The 17,197-nt window shown below is 45.8% G+C and carries 17 protein-coding genes; 8 read left to right on the top strand and 9 right to left on the bottom strand.

What is annotated here, in order from left to right:
- The 3 genes from QUA13_RS27680 to QUA13_RS27670 all read right to left on the bottom strand — a co-directional run.
- Positions 1-199: DUF2834 domain-containing protein (locus tag QUA13_RS27680; RefSeq protein WP_333203702.1), on the bottom strand; the 199-nt coding region annotated here is incomplete at its 3' end.
- A gap of 105 nt (positions 200-304) precedes the next feature.
- Positions 305-2,437, bottom strand: coding sequence for a pentapeptide repeat-containing protein (locus QUA13_RS27675; RefSeq protein WP_333203700.1), 2,133 nt, complete (start codon positions 2,435-2,437; stop codon positions 305-307).
- A gap of 15 nt (positions 2,438-2,452) precedes the next feature.
- On the bottom strand, positions 2,453-2,779 hold the full coding sequence (locus QUA13_RS27670) for a hypothetical protein (RefSeq protein ID WP_333203698.1): 327 nt from the start codon (positions 2,777-2,779) through the stop codon (positions 2,453-2,455).
- 97 nt (positions 2,780-2,876) lie between these two features.
- On the opposite strand from QUA13_RS27670, the gene QUA13_RS27665 reads away from it, so the two are divergent.
- Complete coding sequence (locus tag QUA13_RS27665; RefSeq protein ID WP_333203697.1) at positions 2,877-3,326, top strand: hypothetical protein; 450 nt, start codon at positions 2,877-2,879, stop codon at positions 3,324-3,326.
- Between the two features lie 102 nt (positions 3,327-3,428).
- Here QUA13_RS27665 and QUA13_RS27660 read toward each other — a convergent pair whose 3' ends face one another.
- The 5 genes from QUA13_RS27660 to folK all read right to left on the bottom strand — a co-directional run bounded on the left by QUA13_RS27660 (position 3,429) and on the right by folK (position 7,718).
- Positions 3,429-4,076 carry a Uma2 family endonuclease gene (locus tag QUA13_RS27660; protein ID WP_333203694.1) on the bottom strand — a complete coding sequence of 216 codons (648 nt, stop codon included), beginning with the start codon at positions 4,074-4,076 and terminating at the stop codon, positions 3,429-3,431.
- Between the two features lie 17 nt (positions 4,077-4,093).
- Complete coding sequence (locus tag QUA13_RS27655; protein ID WP_333203692.1) at positions 4,094-4,705, bottom strand: Uma2 family endonuclease; 612 nt, start codon at positions 4,703-4,705, stop codon at positions 4,094-4,096.
- Between the two features lie 207 nt (positions 4,706-4,912).
- On the bottom strand, positions 4,913-6,358 hold the full coding sequence (locus QUA13_RS27650; protein WP_333203690.1) for an FAD-binding domain-containing protein: 1,446 nt from the start codon (positions 6,356-6,358) through the stop codon (positions 4,913-4,915).
- Positions 6,359-6,499: 141 nt separating this feature from the next.
- Positions 6,500-7,048, bottom strand: coding sequence for an NUDIX hydrolase (locus tag QUA13_RS27645; RefSeq protein WP_333203704.1), 549 nt, complete (start codon positions 7,046-7,048; stop codon positions 6,500-6,502).
- A 181-nt stretch (positions 7,049-7,229) separates the two neighbouring features.
- A complete protein-coding gene (gene folK, locus QUA13_RS27640) occupies positions 7,230-7,718 on the bottom strand; it encodes a 2-amino-4-hydroxy-6-hydroxymethyldihydropteridine diphosphokinase (protein ID WP_333203688.1) in 489 nt (162 codons plus the stop codon).
- Here folK and QUA13_RS27635 point away from each other — a divergent pair.
- From QUA13_RS27635 to QUA13_RS27620, 4 genes are all read left to right on the top strand, one after another.
- Complete coding sequence (locus QUA13_RS27635; RefSeq protein WP_333203686.1) at positions 7,696-7,839, top strand: hypothetical protein; 144 nt, start codon at positions 7,696-7,698, stop codon at positions 7,837-7,839. The genes folK and QUA13_RS27635 overlap by 23 nt on opposite strands.
- A gap of 115 nt (positions 7,840-7,954) precedes the next feature.
- Complete coding sequence (locus tag QUA13_RS27630) at positions 7,955-8,422, top strand: hypothetical protein (RefSeq protein ID WP_333203684.1); 468 nt, start codon at positions 7,955-7,957, stop codon at positions 8,420-8,422.
- Positions 8,423-8,640: 218 nt separating this feature from the next.
- Positions 8,641-10,992, top strand: a complete 2,352-nt coding sequence (locus QUA13_RS27625; RefSeq protein WP_333203683.1) for an alkaline phosphatase PhoX — start codon at positions 8,641-8,643, stop codon at positions 10,990-10,992.
- Between the two features lie 228 nt (positions 10,993-11,220).
- Positions 11,221-13,374, top strand: a complete 2,154-nt coding sequence (locus QUA13_RS27620) for a flotillin family protein (protein ID WP_333203681.1) — start codon at positions 11,221-11,223, stop codon at positions 13,372-13,374.
- Positions 13,375-13,456: 82 nt separating this feature from the next.
- Here the strand turns inward: QUA13_RS27620 and QUA13_RS27615 are convergent, their stop codons facing one another.
- Positions 13,457-13,876: a transcriptional regulator gene (locus QUA13_RS27615; RefSeq protein ID WP_333203679.1), complete on the bottom strand. Its 420-nt coding sequence runs from the start codon at positions 13,874-13,876 to the stop codon at positions 13,457-13,459.
- Between the two features lie 119 nt (positions 13,877-13,995).
- On the opposite strand from QUA13_RS27615, the gene QUA13_RS27610 reads away from it, so the two are divergent.
- The 3 genes from QUA13_RS27610 to QUA13_RS27600 all read left to right on the top strand — a co-directional run bounded on the left by QUA13_RS27610 (position 13,996) and on the right by QUA13_RS27600 (position 17,153).
- Positions 13,996-14,358 carry a DUF2470 domain-containing protein gene (locus tag QUA13_RS27610; RefSeq protein ID WP_333203677.1) on the top strand — a complete coding sequence of 121 codons (363 nt, stop codon included), beginning with the start codon at positions 13,996-13,998 and terminating at the stop codon, positions 14,356-14,358.
- 188 nt (positions 14,359-14,546) lie between these two features.
- Positions 14,547-16,184, top strand: coding sequence for an AAA family ATPase (locus QUA13_RS27605; protein ID WP_333203675.1), 1,638 nt, complete (start codon positions 14,547-14,549; stop codon positions 16,182-16,184).
- A gap of 291 nt (positions 16,185-16,475) precedes the next feature.
- The gene (locus QUA13_RS27600) at positions 16,476-17,153 is read left to right on the top strand and encodes a hypothetical protein (RefSeq protein ID WP_333203673.1); all 678 of its coding nucleotides are present in this window, start codon (positions 16,476-16,478) and stop codon (positions 17,151-17,153) included.
- The last annotated feature ends 44 nt before the right edge of the window (positions 17,154-17,197 follow it).

The following is a 17,197-nucleotide window of genomic DNA, read 5'->3' as shown; positions in this document are numbered from 1 at the left end:
CCGTTGCCGTTGGAGTATGGACGTTTGCCGGTCTTTGGGCGAGCGCACTTTTTGACCTGCTTAGTCTAAACTCCAATACAGTTGCGATCAACAAATCTAAACTTACCGATTTCGCAGCAAGATTAGCCGAACTCTCGTTTACAAAGTCAAGCAAACCAGCATTGCTAAAAAACTGCAAGTTATAGTACCAAGGCAGCACAAGTCCCAGAATTTATAGGATGAGATAAATGATTCGCTTAACGCTCATAATTACCCGACCTGTTCTTCGATCGACTGTATTACCCTAGTCGCTAACAACCAATCCTTACTTCTTCTGCGGGCACTTCGGATGAATCCCCCCCTGCAAACAAATGTAAGCAATTTGACTTTTATCTAAATTCTTAGCCTCAGCAAAATCAACTCCTAGGAATCGACCCGATTTACTCCCGGTCGGACTTTGAATAAATTGCTCCGAAGCTGCCTTACCCAGAAATACAGCGCCTTTAAAATTCGCTCCCGTTAAATTCGCGCCCCTAAAATCAACCGAACTCACCTCCGCATTCCGAAAATTCGCATCTTGCAACCGAGCATCTCTTAAATTCACGTTGGCGAGTTTAGTCGAACTCAAATCGGCATTTTGTAAGTTCGCGCCACTCAAATCAGCACCGGACAAATCAGCACCTTGCCATTCCGATTTAGACAAGTTTGTCAAGGACAACTGAGCGCCTTGAGCCTTCACTTTGCCCAAACGTGCACCTGACAAATCCGCTCCAGATAAATTCGCGCTTCCTATATCTGCACCAGTAAAAATTGCATTTTTTAACTGTGCTTGCTGCAAATTTGCTCCTATTAAAATAGCACTGCTGAAATTAGCTGAGTTCAAATTGCCGCTTGACAAATTAGCTTTGTTCAGGACAGCGCGCACAAAAGTAGTCCGGTTCATTACAGCACTGTTCAAAGACGCCCCGGTCAAATTTACTCCTTCCAAATTAGCGCCGCTCAAGTCAGAAACCCAATCGTCAAATGTAGCCGGACGCCTGTCTTCGCCTGTGCCGTAAAAGCGAGCTCCCTGAAAGCTGGCATTGGTTAAATTGGTATTTCTCAACTTAATTCCCGACAAGTCAACTTTGTTTAAAACTAAAGTAAACTGAGACGGGCCTGCGGGACTTTGAGCTAAATCCGTGCGGCTCAGATCCGCGCCGTTGAGCTGGCTGCTATACACTGTGAGAATTTTGCCGATCGCCCTTTGTACTGTTCGCTGGCGGGCCGCCGCTAACTCGCGTTCTGGGGCCTTGCCGCCGAAGCGCAGGGAATCGAGGTCGTTGCTGAGAGCTTGGTTCAACCGCTGCAAGTCAGGCAAAGCTTTCGGCCCGCTACTGACTAAAGCTTGCTGGATCGCGTCCAGCATGGCGCGGTTGTCTTCTTGAGCGAGCAAATCCGCTAGCAGCGGTACGGCGCGGGAGTCTTCCACCGCCCCCAAAGCCAAAATTGCCGATCGCCTGCCGGATGCCCCGCTAGCCGATGTGGGAGACAATTTGCTGACTAAAGCTACAAATAATTCGTCGTTCCGCTGCCGCGAATCCCGCATATTTGCTTGACTTTGAGTGTAGATGAGAGTGCCGACAAACAAAGTTAAAATCAATCCGGCGCTGCCAATGGTAACTATCACTAAAGTTGTGCCTGGGTGTTGGCGCATCCAATTCCACAAACTGGCATTTGCTTTCAAGCCGGTTTGCGGAGTCACAACCAAAGCTGCAATCTGCGCGTCTTCCTCAGTCCAATCTGGACTCTTGACAGGATTGTCAGACAGTTCATTCGATCGAGCGTTGACGACCAAAGTATTCGCGAGGCGATCGTGTCCCGCTTGCCGTTTGTAACGCCACGCAACCGCGCCGTCTGCGAGCACTGCCAAGCCGCTCAGCCCCCCTAAAATCAGCAAATCTGGAAACGCACCCGTCAAGCGCCAAATGCCGTAAGCGACGCCCAGAGGCACTCCCCAGCGCCCTAAAGTTTCGCGAATTAGCACTTGCCCAAAACCCGGAGGAGTACCCGACGCTGTGACAACTTTGACGCCGAACCAGCGTTTGGGGAGAGTTTGACCGGTTCTGGCGAGCAAAAACAGTTGCCACCCCGCTAAAACTGCCGGTGCCAGCAGCGCCCCTGACCAGAATAGATTAGTTAGGGGTGCGACTCTGGGGTTGCGATCGCGCACCGGTATGCCCAAAGTACGGGCGACTGTTTCGGATGCTGCTGCTACTGAGGGATTGAGCGGCACACTTTGAGATTCCTTGTTGACCAATGCCCCGATACTGAAGGGAACGAGGGCGCTGGCCGCAATTAACGAAATTTCCACGGCCCAAGCGCCGCACCTGCGAACCAGCAGTGGCATTTGCTTGGATTGTCTTTGCCAAGACGGATCGGGTTGATTGATGCCGCTGGGCGCGGTGGGGCTAGCCATATTTAGAAATTCCTATTATTTGTCGTTAGTATTTGAGGACTGGGGGGAAATTGCCAATTTATACGCTATGTAGATTAGCACTCCGAGAACGGCAAGAGTCATCAGCGCTGAAATTAGCTGTACGACGCTATTGAAGACTGTCAGGACAATTATCGCTCCGACGGCAAAGGCTGCCACCTGTCCCGGTTTGGGGAGTCTTTGAAACTTATCCAGTAATTGATTGTATAAGGTTCCGAGGGCTTGATAGCTGTCAGAATTTTGTGCGATCAGCGGCGATCGTTCTACTTTAGCTTTTAGTTCTCCGAACGCTTGCTGCCAATTGAAGTTATTTTGAGGATTCATAAAAAAATTCGGAAGTTATTTTAGATTAATGTGTTTGGAACCGCCATTATCCCCTACCGTCAAAGAACTAGAACCAAATGCCATTGTGTGAGGAAACATGAAGATCCATTATCCGGGCGATCGCGGCAAACTGTGGTTTAGCCCGATCGTGACCCTAGCCTTGGCAATGATTTTAGCGGATGCCGGTGCCCTTCGGAGCCAACCGCTACAAATTGCTCCGGGATTTCCCGAACCGCTGGGAGTTTCTGGAGTTTCCGGCGGCCCGAACAATAGCGGCGACTGCGGTTTTGTGTCCCAAGCACCGAACCACGTCATCGAAGTAACGCAGGATTTGCCTTACTGGCGGATTGCAGTACAAACCGCTGGAGCTCCGAGTTTGATGATTCAGGGGCCGAGGGGGCGTTTCTGCGTCCTGCCGGCGAATTCTGCTGCGGGGAATGTAGAATTTTCCGGTTATGGGGACAAGGGGACTTATGTTATTTTTGTGGGCGATCGATCTCAAGGTCAACACCCTTACTCTCTTTCTATTTCCCAAAAGCGAAATTAACCATACAACGAGATTAGGACGCTTGCTGTGAGAAAATGGCTTTTTTGCGATCGTCAAGAAGCCTGCTTTTTAACAGCAAGTGCGTTAACTAGGGATTTCCTATCAATTTTGTATTTGGTTTTTAACCCACTGGCGAAACAATCTGAGAGTTTGACTCGTACCCGCTGTTTGGCTTTGTTCGCAATATTGAGAAATAGCTTCAATAATTGGCAGATTGGGAAAGGTAGGACTAATTTCAGCTTCAACATATTTCCCATCTTGAAGCACATTAATCTGAAGATTCTTATTTTCATAGCGCCATATTTCAGGTACTCCCAAAGCTTCGCAAGCATCCAGTTGAGTTTTGGAAGTTATATCGACTTCAATTGCTAAGTCAGGCGGCGGATCGACAGTTAAGTCAATCCGCTTTTTACCAATCATTAGAGCGTGATTCTGAATGTAAAAGCAGTTGTCAGGTTCAATTCCTTGTAACATATTTTTTCGCTTGAAAGTCGTAGAACCAAAACATTCTCGATCAATCTCAAGTTCTTCGAGTAATATTTTCACCATATCGCCAATGATTTCCTTATTGAATTCATGTTCTGGTAGTGGCATCCTAATCTCTAAAGTTCCTTGACTGTAAGCTATTCTAGAGCCACGGTGTTCTCCCAACTCTTCTAAAATTGCTTCAAATTTCTGCCAGTTGACATCATGGAACAGCACTCTATGTCCTGGGGGTACACTGATTTGTCTTAATTGCAGCGTTACCATTTCAACCTCCGATTTATTTAAGTTATAGAGCTAAAAACCTGCTCAACAGTCAGATTAAGTTCTCCGAAGGCAGACGAAATAATCGTATCGCCCTCTCGGAACTGGCTAACCTGGTACTCTCCCTCAACCAACTGGTAAATCGATACAGTAGGTTGTTTGGGATTACCTATGAACCGCCGACCGCCCAAAGCAGCATAGTCAACAACCCAGTATTCCGGGATACCCAATCTTTCATACTCAGCCACTTTTACCAGGTAATCATCTTGCCAGTTAGTGCTAACTACTTCGACCACCAGCTTGACAGAGCTACCTTGAGAAATAACTGATGATTTTTTCCAGAGTGGCTCTGAAATTAAGGCTGTTTTGTCTAAGACTATGATATCGGGCTGGTAGCCCGTGGTCGTTTCGGGAGGTCGGACAAAATAAGTTGATGGTGTTACATAAGGAAGATTTAAACGGTCAATTTCTACGTTAATTTTGCGGATAATAAAACCTGTAACTTCCTCATGGTCGCCATTTGGGTTCATCTCAACTATTACTCCATTGCGTAGCTCAAAACGTCCTTTTCCATCTGGATACCCTTCTAAAAATTCTTCAAATGTTATCGATTTGATTATGGTTTGAATCATGAAAAATTCTCCGTTCATATAACCATCAATAGTTCCTAGTGAGCAGTTTAGTCCTCGAAGAGAGTCAATAAAGACTCAATTCCTTACTACAAACAAATTTTTTAATGGTAATTAACAGAACATGATATCACATATTAATTAGGTAGGTGTAATAATGTCAGCTAGAACCCCGACTTGTTGAACAAGTCGGGGTTCTGGGTGTGATATTTAATTTTTTTGCTGCTTGTACAGTTCCTTAAACTTGCGCTGCTGCTCGTTGTGGTCTACGATTGGAGAGGGATAAGGAAGAAGTCGGCGTTCTAAAGACGAAAGATTTCCTGTTAGCAAAAGTTTAGTATCAACTCGGCGCAATTCTGGAACCCAGTGCCGAATATATTCCCCTTCCGGGTCAAACTTTTGAGCTTGACTGGCGGGATTGAATATTCGCAAAGGTTTCGAGTCCATGCCGCTGGATGCGCTCCACTGCCAGCCGCCGTTGTTAGCAGAAAGGTCGCCATCTATCAATTTTTGCATGAAGTATTTTTCGCCCCACTGCCAGTTAATAATTAAATCTTTGGTGAGGAAGCTAGCGACTATCATGCGGCAGCGATTGTGCATCCAACCTGTCTGATTTAACTGCCGCATTGCCGCGTCAATAATAGGATAGCCAGTTTTGCCCCGACACCAAGCTTGAAAAAGCTTTTCATCGTTCTCCCACGGAAAGTCTTTGAATGCTGGACGGTAGGGGCCGTCTGCTAGTTCTGGGAAGTTATACATGGCGTGTTGGTAAAATTCCCGCCACGCTATTTCCTGTTGCCAAGTCCCGATGCTTGTGCACGCTTCTTCGTTGCGGCAAGTTTCCATTACTATCTGGGTAGCTTGCCAAACCGTGCGGATGCCAATTGCACCAAATTTGAGGGCGGCGCTGAGTTGGGATGTGCCGTTAGTTGCGGGGAAATTGCGCTGTTCTTGATATTCGTAAATTGCGATCTCGCAAAATTCTTCTAATTTTTTTTTCGCTGCATCTTCTCCGGGTTCTATTACTAATGGGTTTTCCCAGATAAATCCTAAACTAGAGGCAGTTGGCAGTGTTTCAATTGCACCTGCTTGGTGAGCGATTTCTTGTTCTTCTGCGGTTAATCCGGTCATTAATTCCAGATAAGTTATCGGCAGTGTCTCTACTGGTTGGGCTTTGGGTTTACTGTTCCATTTTTTCCAAAATGGTGTATAAACTGTGTAGGGAGTCCCTGTACCGCTGCGAATTTCATCTGGGGCGTGCAGGACTTGATCCCAGAAATTTTGAACTTGAATTCCTGCTTGTTGGAGGGCGCTTGATACGGAACGATCGCGCTGTTTTGCGTAGGGTTCGACATCCCAGTTCCAAAATACTGCTTGAGCATTTATCGCTGTTGCTAATTTCGGTATTCCTAGACTCGGGTCATCTTGAATTATCAGCAATTGGCTGCCTGCTTCGCTGTAACGCTGCTGAAGTTTTTGCAAGCAGCCGATCATGTAGGTGACTCTGGCTGGCGCTACGTCATCGCGATTTAGGATATTGCGATCGAGACAAAAAATCCCAACTACTTTAGGGCTTTGCTGGCGCGCTGCTGCCAGTCCGATGTTGTCAGAAATACGCAAGTCGCGGCGGTGCCAAAATAAAATTAGATCGGACATTCGATTTTAGATTTTAGATTTTAGATTTTAGATTTTACAGTCCCGGACACACGCGGGGTCAAAAACCCGGTTTCTAAGTTAAGATTTATCGGTTTGATGCACGATTATTATAAGAAACCGGGTTTTTTTAGTCAGTCCTATTTAAGTCAAAAATGGACGCGCCAAGAAAAAGCTAGAAATTGATTTCGCGTCAATTGGTTCGCCAGCTAAGATAGCTTTTTCTAATTCTTCAGGGGTAAATAGAACTGTTTCCATGTCTTCATCATCGTCATGTGCTGGTGGCTTTTCCAGTTTTTCCAAATCTTGGGCTAAAAAAGCATAAATGATTTCGTCGGAATAACCGGGGGCGAGAAAAAATTGCCCTAAGTTCTGCCATTTTCCCGCGCGATATCCGGTTTCTTCTTCGATTTCGCGTTTAATAGTTTCGGCGGGATTTTCATTAATTTCTACCGTACCAGCGGGAAATTCTAAAATTCGCCCTTTTGTGGCAAAGCGGTATTGTCGCACCAAGACGAGTTTACCTTCGGGTGTGACGGGAACTGCAAGTGCTCCGCCCGGGTGGCGAATACATTCCCACTCGCCTTCGGAACCGTTGGGAAGGCGGAGGGTGGCTACGTCAAAGTTAAATTTCCGCCCTTGGTAAAATAGGCGCTGTTTGAGGAGTTGGGGTAGTTCTTGACCGATCGGCATAAGCAAGAAGCGAATAATGTTAGAGAGCACTGATTTAAGACATCATAGGCGATCTCATAGGATTTTAGATTTTAGATTTTAGATTTTAGATTGGGAATGACTGATAACTATCACTGTTTCGAGCTTACCTACGGTTGCATTTTTTGGAAAACTGGTACGATCCCTGAACTGTGCTAAATTTTTACAGTGGTAATTTTTGCACTCCGGAACAGTCTGTAGTTTGCAGGAGTTGGGCGATCGCACTTTTTGCCACCGGATGCACCCAATCAGGGGCAATTTCTGCTAAAGGTACTAATACAAAAGCTCTTTCGGTCATCCGGGGATGAGGTAGAGTCAGTGTCGGAGTTTCTAGGATTAAATTGTCGTACAGCAGCAAATCTAGGTCGAGGGTTCTCGGCCCCCATTTTTCTCGGCGAATTCGATTAAATTTTCTCTCAATTTCTAATAAATTTGCTAGCAATTGTTCGGGTTCTAGTGCAACTTCTAGGATTGCACAGGCGTTGATGTAATCGGGTTGGGGCGGCCCGACGGGGGCGGTTTGATACCAGCTTGAATGGGATTTTACTGCGATTTCTGGGGTGTTTTTGAGGGTTACGATCGCGCTTTTGAGTGTGGCGAGGGAGTCGCCTAAATTGCTACCAAGGGCGATGGCGCATTTTGTTAATTTCATAAAGAAGAAGGAAGAAGGAAGAAGGAAGAAGGAAGATAGAAGAAGGAAGAAGGAAGATAGAAAAGGGAAGAAGGAAGAGGGAAGAAGGAAGAATAAAAAAGGGTTTAGTTATCTAGCCTAGAAGCCTTATTTTCGGCAAAGTCTGATTATACAAAATATTATTTTAATCCTAGCTTAATTGAGTGTTAATTTTTATTGATTATGATTGACAGATGTCAGCATTTAGTTAAAAAATAATGAGTTTCCACCGACGCTTATTTTCAGCCTGGATTTTGGCAACGGTCATTTTTACCGCAAGTATATCAGTATCTTTAGCAGAAACTAAGGAAAGCTATCTTACCCTAGAGTCGAACGGCAGTCAATCTTTTGCGAGTTTAATGCAGCAGGCGGAAGATTTAGCCAAAGAGTCGATCGCCCGCGAGTTTCAAGAAAATCCGGCATTAACAGAAGTTACAATCATCATTACAGCCGATCGCAGCCGGCAAAGAGTTCCGGTTTTGCGATCGAGAGTATCCCGCCACGACTGGCAAAAAGATTCCAGAATCGAACAGTGGACTAGATATTTTGCCGATGCTCAATTGCTGCTGGGATTCAGAGACGGCAATACTTCGGGCGCAAATTCTGGGTTTTCGCAAGTGATTAACGTACCTGCGCCCAGCCGATCGGCCTCCCGACAAAACGATCCGGGTTTTCGAGATGATTGAAATAGTGGTAATCGGGCAGGGGGCATGGGGCATTGGTAACAAACAACAAACAACCAATAACCGCTAAAAAATAACCACTAACAAATCTATTTAACTTATTATTAACCAAAATAAAATGTGATTTTAATTAACCTTCAGGTTAACTCCCCTTAATTTAACGGTGATAAAGTTGCATACGGAATCATTTGATTAGGGATGTTGGGTTGAATAAGGAATTTATGTCTAAAATAACTCGCCGACAACTGTTAATTTTCTTCGGTAGCAGTGCAGCTACCACTGTGCTTGCCCCTCAACTAACTAAAACACTATTCGGCATCAATTCCACCTCAGTCGAAGCTGTTGTCAGGCCGCTATCTTTCACTCCATTAAGACTTCCTCACCCGCTGCCAGTTTATCAAGAATTGTCCAGCTTCATACCGACGGGCCTAAACGGACAGGGCACCGTAATGGCAGCCTCCCAGAATACTAAATTAACCAGCTACAGCGTTGTTGACGATGTGGTTGTGCCGCCGGAATACGAACGGTACGTGATTCTCCGCTGGGGCGATCGAGTTTTCCCAGATCCGGCAGACTATTTCGGCTACAACAACGACTACACGGGCTTTGTAGGTCTTGGCGGCAGCAGTGACGACGGTTATCTCTGGGTTAACCACGAGTACGTATCCTTCCCGATGTCAACAGTGGCACCGGAAGCGCCGTCTGATGTGGCATCATTTCCAGCAACGGATCGCGCCGTCCTCGGTATAGACTTATCCGTAAAAAATCGGGCTACCCTCGGCGAATTTCTGTACAATCTCGGTGGTTCGATCGTCCGCATTACCAAACAAGCTGATGGACGCTTTGGGGCGATCGCCCGCGACTCCCTCAACCGCCGTATCCACGGACTTTCCGGCCTCGCAATCAACAGCCAGCGTACCGACAAATACAAAGATGTGACTTCCTGGGGAACCAGACAAGGCGACAATAACTATCTCACAGGCACGGGCCCTGCAGCCACCCAAGTCTTCGCGCAAGTCAACAGCGACGGACTCGGAAACCGCATCATCGGCACAGCCTACAACTGTTCCGGCGGCACAACCCCTTGGGGCACAATCCTCTCTGCCGAAGAAAACTTCCAAGGTAGCGAACTATTCTTCGTGGGAGTTCAAGAAAACATCAAACCCAACGGCGGCCAAACCAGCTACGCCAAGGGCACTACGGGCGAGGAATTCGGCTTAGTCGGGGAAAAATACGGCTGGATGGTAGAAGTCGATCCCCAAGATCCGAATTTTCGCCCCCGCAAACATACCTCTTTGGGCCGTTTCCGCCACGAAAACGTCGCGATTCGCGCCGAAGCAGGTCGCAAATTAGTAGTGTACATGGGGGACGATCGGCGCGGCGGACACACCTGGAAATTTGTCAGCAACGGTACTGTTACAAATCCCGCAGATAGAAACAACAGCCGATTATTTGAAGATGGCGTTTTGTACGTTGCCCAATACAACCGCAACGGTGTGGGAAGATGGCTGCCGCTGGCATTAAATAGCCCCACAAATCCAGTGAGCCCTTCTAAAGTTGGCGAAGCAGAATTGGCAAGTTTCGGCAAGGCTCAAAGAGATGCAAATACTCGCTTGCCCAAACGCGCCGGAATTGCAGGTCAAACCGAAGACGGCGGTTCTTTTGTGATGGATACAACTAATGAAGCAACAGCACTTCCTGGCTACAAAAATAAAAGTCTTGCTAATTTCTACACCAGCCAAGGTGCGGTTTTAGTTGATGCTTTTCATGCCGCTAATTTGATTGGCGGCACTCCGACAGCGCGGCCTGAAGATTTGGAAATTAATCCTACTACTAAGGAAGTTTTCATTTCCTATACTGACGGCGCACCGGGTAGCGACGGTTATCCAGATTCTCGGATTTTTACTGTTGCTAAATACACTGCCGGACTCAATAGCACCCAGCAGTCTGGAGGAATTTACAAAATAATTGAAGACAGTCCCGACGGTGCGGGTTTGACGTTCCGCTGGCAGCGTTTTGCTCAAGGTGGAGAAGCTGGTGCGGTAGCTGGGGCGGGATTTGCTAGTGTTGACAATTTGGTTTTTGACACTCAAGGTAATGTTTGGGGTGTCACTGATATGTCTACTCCCACGCACAACGGTTTTGATATCGGTGCGGCTGGAAAGCCAACGGCGATCGACCATAAAAAGACAGGAAATATATCGGATTTTACGGGTGTTTTCGGCAACAATTGGCTGTTTTACATTCCGACTTCCGGCCCGAATGCAGGAAGTGTAATTCCGTTTGCTCAAGGGCCGAATCGGTGCGAAATGACGGGGCCGACTTTTGTCGGAGATACGCTGTTGCTTTCGGTGCAGCATCCTGGGGAAGATTGCCCGATCGATGACGGTACTGTACTGAGTCGGCAAATTGAAATGTTGGATTTAAACGGTGCTGTTTTTAATCAAACTCGTAGTGTTTCTCGGGGCAGTTTGTGGCCGAGTAATATTGAAAACGATCGGCGCCGATCGCCGATGCCGTCGGTGATTGGAATTCGCCGCGTGCGATCGACCGGAACGGGTCAGTTTGTTTAGAGCGCTTAGTTATTAGTCATTAGTCATTAGTCATCACTAGGGTGTACACTGCGAGCCTTACGCCTTGATTGATGACTGATGGTTTTTGAGTTTATATTAAGTATTTTTACTGAAAAATATGACTATTATGACGGCAAATAATGATAAATAAGACCTTAAGCTTTAGGTAAAAACTTTTTAGTAAGGCTAAGCTGGAACTCCTAGGACAAATTAGCCCTGCTCAAAAAAATGCTTTATTCATTTTTGTCCAACTCTCAAGTCAAAGTCCGCGTTTTAAAACAGTTTGCAGCCGCTGTTTCGGCGTCTTTAGCTTTTAGTGCAATTAGCAGTTTGAAACCCTCGCCGGTATTAGCCGCTAGCAATATCCCCCCCGCAAATCAAACCTCGACTCAGCTAGCAGCAAAACCTGATTCTAGCTTGCAGTTAGGGCAGTTACGCAGCACTGTTCCCGTGCAGACAATGCAGCTCGATCCGGGCGGATTTATTCCGATCGCGATCGGCAGTATGATAATTATTCTGGTGCTGCCGCTATTTTTTGGCGGATTGGTAGTAATTGGCGATCGCGAAGTTGGCATTGTCAGTAAAAAGTTTAGCTTTGGCGGCAAGTCTTTACCCCCCGGAGATTTAATTGCTTTAAACGGAGAAGCGGGATATCAAGCTGATACTTTGCCTCCCGGTTGGCACTGGGGTTATTGGCCTTTGCAGTACAACGTTCGCAAAGAGTCTCTGACTGTAGTTCCCCAAGGTGAAATTGCTCTCATTATCGCAGCAGGCGGTCAGTCAATTCCACCGCAGCGCATCCTCGGCAAAATCACAGAATGCGACAATTTTCAAGATGCTCGCAAATTCCTCCTTGGGGGCGGCGAAAAAGGTAGGCAACTCGGTATCGTGACTGGCGGTAGCTATAGAATTAATACAGCATTATTTACAGTAATTACAGCAGCAAACGCTCCCAAACACGGGATGACAGCCGAACAGTTAAAGCTGTACACAATTGCCCCAGATAGAGTGGGAATTGTCACAACTTTTGACGGCGTTCCGATTCAAGATGGCGAAATTGCTGGCCCGATTATTCCGAATCACGACAACTTCCAAAACGCGCAAAAATTTATCGCCGCTGGCGGGCGACGCGGTTTGCAGGAACAGGTTTTGCTTTCCGGTTCGTGGAACTTAAATCCTTGGTTTGTCGGGGTTGACCAAGTGGCGATGACCGAAATCCCGATCGGCTATGTCGGCGCGGTGATTTCTTATGTCGGCAAAACCTCAGAAGATGTGAGCGGCGCTGCTTTCACTCATGGAAATTTAGTAAATGTGGGCAATAAAGGGGTGTGGGTAACTCCCCTTTATCCGGGTAAACATCCGCTGAATACTCGCATTTTAAAAGTAGAGTTAGTGCCGACTACTAATATAGTATTGAATTGGTCTGGCAAAACAGAAAGGCACAGTTACGATTCTAAACTTTCGTCTTTAACGGTGCGTTCTCAAGACGGTTTTGCCTTTGATTTAGAAGTAGCTCAGATTATTCACGTCGGCGCTTTGGATGCTCCAAAAGTGATTTCTCGCGTCGGTTCGATGCAGAATTTAGTAGACCACGTTTTGCAGCCGACAATCGGCAATTATTTCCGCAATTCGGCTCAAGCTTATTCTGTATTAGATTTTCTCTCCGCAAGAAGCGGCAGGCAAGCGGAAGCCGCCGAGTATATCAAAGCAGCTTTGCGCACCTACGACGTGCAGGCAATTGATACTTTAATCGGGGATATTTTGCCGCCTGCAGAGTTGATGCAAACTCAAACAGATCGCAAAATTGCTGAGGAACAGTGCAAGACTTATGAGGTGCAGCAAGTAGCACAAACTCAGCGGCAACAATTGGTGCGGGAAACGGCGCTGGCTGAGATTCAACAAGAGATGGTGAAATCGGAACAAGGCGTGAAGATTTCTGAGTTGAAAGCGAATTCTCAGGTGAAACAAGCTCAAGGCGAAGCTGAGTCGATTCGGGTGAAGGGAAATGCTCAAGCTGAAGCTTATCGCGCGGGTGTTGTGGCTTTGGGAGGTTCTGGTTATACAGCTTTGCAGTTAATGCAAATTATAGGCGATCGCAACGTGCGAGTTGTGCCAGATGTTGCGGTTAGCGGCAACGGTAGCAGTGGGGGTTTAGTTGACGGTTTGTTGGGGATGATGATGTGGAATCAAACGAGCAAAAATGGAGAAAATGGAGCAGAATTACCTGTAGTTAACCTACAGAAATCGGAACCTGCGGCCAAGTTATCGGTAGCCAAGGTGAATTCTGTTAAGCCAACCGTTGCGAAGTCTGATACTGTTGCAGACTCTGATATGGCTCCGCTGTTTGATGAATTGCCGTTTGACGATCGATCTTTTAGTTAGGCTGTGCAGTTTGTAGTGAGAACGCTCGTCCTCTATGAAAGCTTTTAGTCAATAAGGACTAAATTCCTTACTACAAACAATTTTAGACAGCATTACCAACAACTTGAGGCAGTGGAAAGAAAACAGCCGGCGAGATACTGAAAAACTCTGCAAGTTTTTGTATGTGTTCTGTTGTAAGTTGACGCTTTTCATGGAAGATATCTGAGACAATAGACTCGGTTTTAAAAATAGGAACTAGGTCTTTTTGTCTCAGATCAAATTCTGCGATTAAAGTTTTTAACAGTTCTATCCCATAAATGTCAGGTATGGGTTCTAAAGTTTGATCGTATTCATAAACCAGAGTTCCAAGTACGTTTAGATAGTCGCGTTCGTCTGAAGTCAGTTCGCCTTTGTCCAACAGAGAATCGATCGCTTTTTGAGTTGCAATTAATTCATCCTCAGCAGTTATGGGTCGGGGAGGAAATATTTTGAATAGTTCGATATAAGCGCTAGAGTCGTTCATGTGAGTATCCTATATTGAGAAAGTAATATTTTATCATTGTAGTTGAATGATGGGATTTTTTACCGCAGATGAACGCCGATTAACGCGGATATAACTTAGTTATTTATCACTGATAAATCTTGAGGCAATTCATCGCTCTTGAAAACTTTGTACCGATCGCAGTACAATCGATCGATATTGCATCTGAGGAATCTCCCATGTCAGAACCGTTTTCCACTGAGATTAGCGATCGCATCTGCACTCACATGAACGAAGACCACGCTAGTGCTGTCGTGCTCTACGCTCAAGCATTTGGCGACCAACCGCAGGCAACGGAAGCTCAAATGCTCGCTATTGATGCCAACGGCATGGATTTAACCGCTAAAGTTAATGACGAAACAGTGCCTGTCAGAGTAAATTTCGATCGCACTTTAAAAGATGCCGAAGATGCTCACAACACTCTCATTGAAATGGTGAAACAAGCTCGAAAAGTTGCTAAGTAGTCAATTGCGTACTAGGCTGTTATAATTTTAACGTTTGCAGTACGGAATTTAGTCCGGTTAAATAGTTGTTAAGGACTAACCTCCTTACTACAAACCTTTAGTTGGGTTAAATCATTTTAAAGACTAAAATCCTGACTGCGAACAAAATATTTAATAAAGTTTAATTTTCCTCTACAAGATCCAATAAAATGACAGAAAATTACCCAAACCCCAAAGCATTAGATGTCGTCAATGGCAGTAAAAATAACCATTTCGAGGCCCTCGTAAAACGACTAGATTTGATGATTCGCGCCCGCTATTCGCTGCTGTACATTGTCGGCGCGGAGGAGGAACCGGTCGAAGCCGTAATTGCCCAAGTAGCGCTGCAAGTAACTCCCGCGCGCCGGGTGTTGTTCTGGGATCTCGTGCGCGGCTGGGAGGATAACGGTTCTGGGAAAGGTTCGGTAATGGCGGCGCTCGATCGCGTCAGCAAAACTGCTGTTGAAGAATATACCATATTTGTACTGCGGGATTTGCACCCTGTTTTGAAATATCCATACAGCGAAAAAAGCGCGGCAGTAGTGCGAGAATTGCGGAATTTAACGCGGGAATTGAAGCGCAGCAAAAAAACTATAGTTCTTACTTCTCACACGCTGGAATTGCCGGAGGAATTGAAAGAAGAAGTCACAGTAATTGATTTTCCTTTGCCCAACGTCCAAGAAATCGACAGTTTAATTTCCCACGTTGTGGAAAAGCCGCAACAGTTGCAAGTTAGCGGTTTAGCAAGGGAACAGTTGGTTAAAGCTTGTCAGGGTTTGAGTCGCGCTAGAATCGGGCGAGTTTTGGCTAAAGCTTTGGCGGCCAAACAGCAAATTAACGAGTCAGATATTGACGGAGTTTTGGAGGAAAAACAGCAAGCAATTCGCCAAACGGGCATTCTGGAGTTTTTTAACTCCAGAGAATCCCTAAAAAGTGTGGGCGGCTTGGAGAATTTGAAACAGTGGGTAAAGATGCGGCAAGATGCTTTTACTGACGAAGCGCGCCGCTACGGTATACCGAATCCGAAAGGAGTTTTATTAGTAGGAATTCAAGGAACGGGCAAATCTTTATCTGCGAAAACTATTGCTTGCGAATGGCGTTTGCCGCTGCTACGATTGGATACTGGGAGATTGTTTGGCGGCGTGGTAGGCGAAAGCGAAAGCCGCGTCAGGCAAATGATACAATTAGCAGAGGCGATCGCACCTTGCGTTTTGTGGATCGATGAAATAGATAAAGCCTTCGGCAACATTATCAGCGGTGGCGACGGCGACTCGGGAACTTCGCGCCGGGTATTCGGTAGTTTGATCACTTGGATGCAGGAAAAAACCAGTCCGGTGTTTATCGTCGCAACTGCAAATAACGTCAGGATTTTGCCGGCTGAGTTGCTGAGAAAGGGCAGGTTTGATGAAATTTTCTTTTTAAATTTGCCCTCTGAATCGGAACGGCAAGATATTTTTAAAGTGCATTTGCAGCGTTTGCGGCCGACTAGATTGCGCGAGTTTGATTTGGAAGTTTTGGCGAAACGCGCTGAGAATTTTAGCGGTGCAGAAATTGAACAAGTGGTAATAGATGGGTTGTATCGGGCCTTTGGAACGTTTGTAAACGGACAGCGCCGGGATTTGATGACGGAGGATATTTTGAGGTCGATCGAGGATACAGTACCTTTAGCTGCCATCGCGCGATCGCAAATTGAAGATTTGAAGCGGTGGGCGGCGGAAGCGGGCGCGAGAACAGCTTCTAACGATACTCACTTAATTGATGAATTGAAACGCTACAGCCAGCGGCGAAGGGATGCGATCGACAATTAAGTCACTTTCGCGCGAGTAATTGGGTATCAATCCTTGATTCTCTAGTACGTTAGCTTACCTTAAGAGGAGTCGTTTCATGACTCGAAGTAATTTTTCCCCGACAAACAAGACTTTTTGGGAAATCTAACATAACAATGTGTAGGTGTACTTAAATAAATGGTGTTTTAATCTGGGATGTAAAAGCTATCCCCTTGCTCGACGGTCTTCTGAGCAGATTGCTGTTCGCGAACATTTGAAAACACTATGTATGCTTGTTCAGGGCAATGTTCATTCTTAACTAAATAGAATCATATGAAGCTTGTTTTGTTCTATTTTTCTTGCTTTTTGCTAATCGTAGCCGGGATTTTCATTATTGGACTCTTTTTTTACTGGACTTTAATTCATCCGATCTGGAGCATGATAGATGCGGTAGCTTCAGATCTAATTGCCTCAGAATCAAGAGTTCTTTGGATCATAGTAATTGTGTTTACCTGGACTTTAGGGTCTGTGCTTTATAGCTATGTAGGGACAAAATCTAATACTCTAAGAAAGTCAACGACTTTTATTGCCATTGCATCATTAACCGTCCTACTTGTTTTGATCGGCAGTGGAATTTTGGCGATCGCGACCTCTTCTAGCGATTGGGAGTTTAGCGATTGGAGGAAAAATCCTCCCGAAGTTCAAGTCGCCTCTAGCAATCAACAAAACACCTCATCATCAAATACCAGTAATACGAAAAGTGAATGCTTAAAATCTGCTAAGTGGATGTTTTCTCATGATGCAGTCAATGTTTGTAAAAATCCAACGCCTTACACATCTGAATGTTTGCAATCTGCTACATGGATGTTTTCTCATGATGCAGTCACGGTCTGTCAAAACGCCAAGGTAGACACTGCTAAATGTGTTGCACAGTCTAGTTCAATGTTTTCACATGATGCTGTCAAGACTTGTGGCTCATACAGCGGTTCCCGCTGTAATTTGGTACAATAAATAATCACAAAATATCATTTTGTATTCAAAACTAATGAAAACAT

The organism is Microcoleus sp. S28C3, assembly GCF_036700785.1.
GTDB classification, from domain to species: domain Bacteria; phylum Cyanobacteriota; class Cyanobacteriia; order Cyanobacteriales; family Microcoleaceae; genus Microcoleus; species Microcoleus asticus.
Note: the sequence above shows the minus strand (reverse complement) of the source record. Positions and strands in the feature narration are given on the sequence as shown.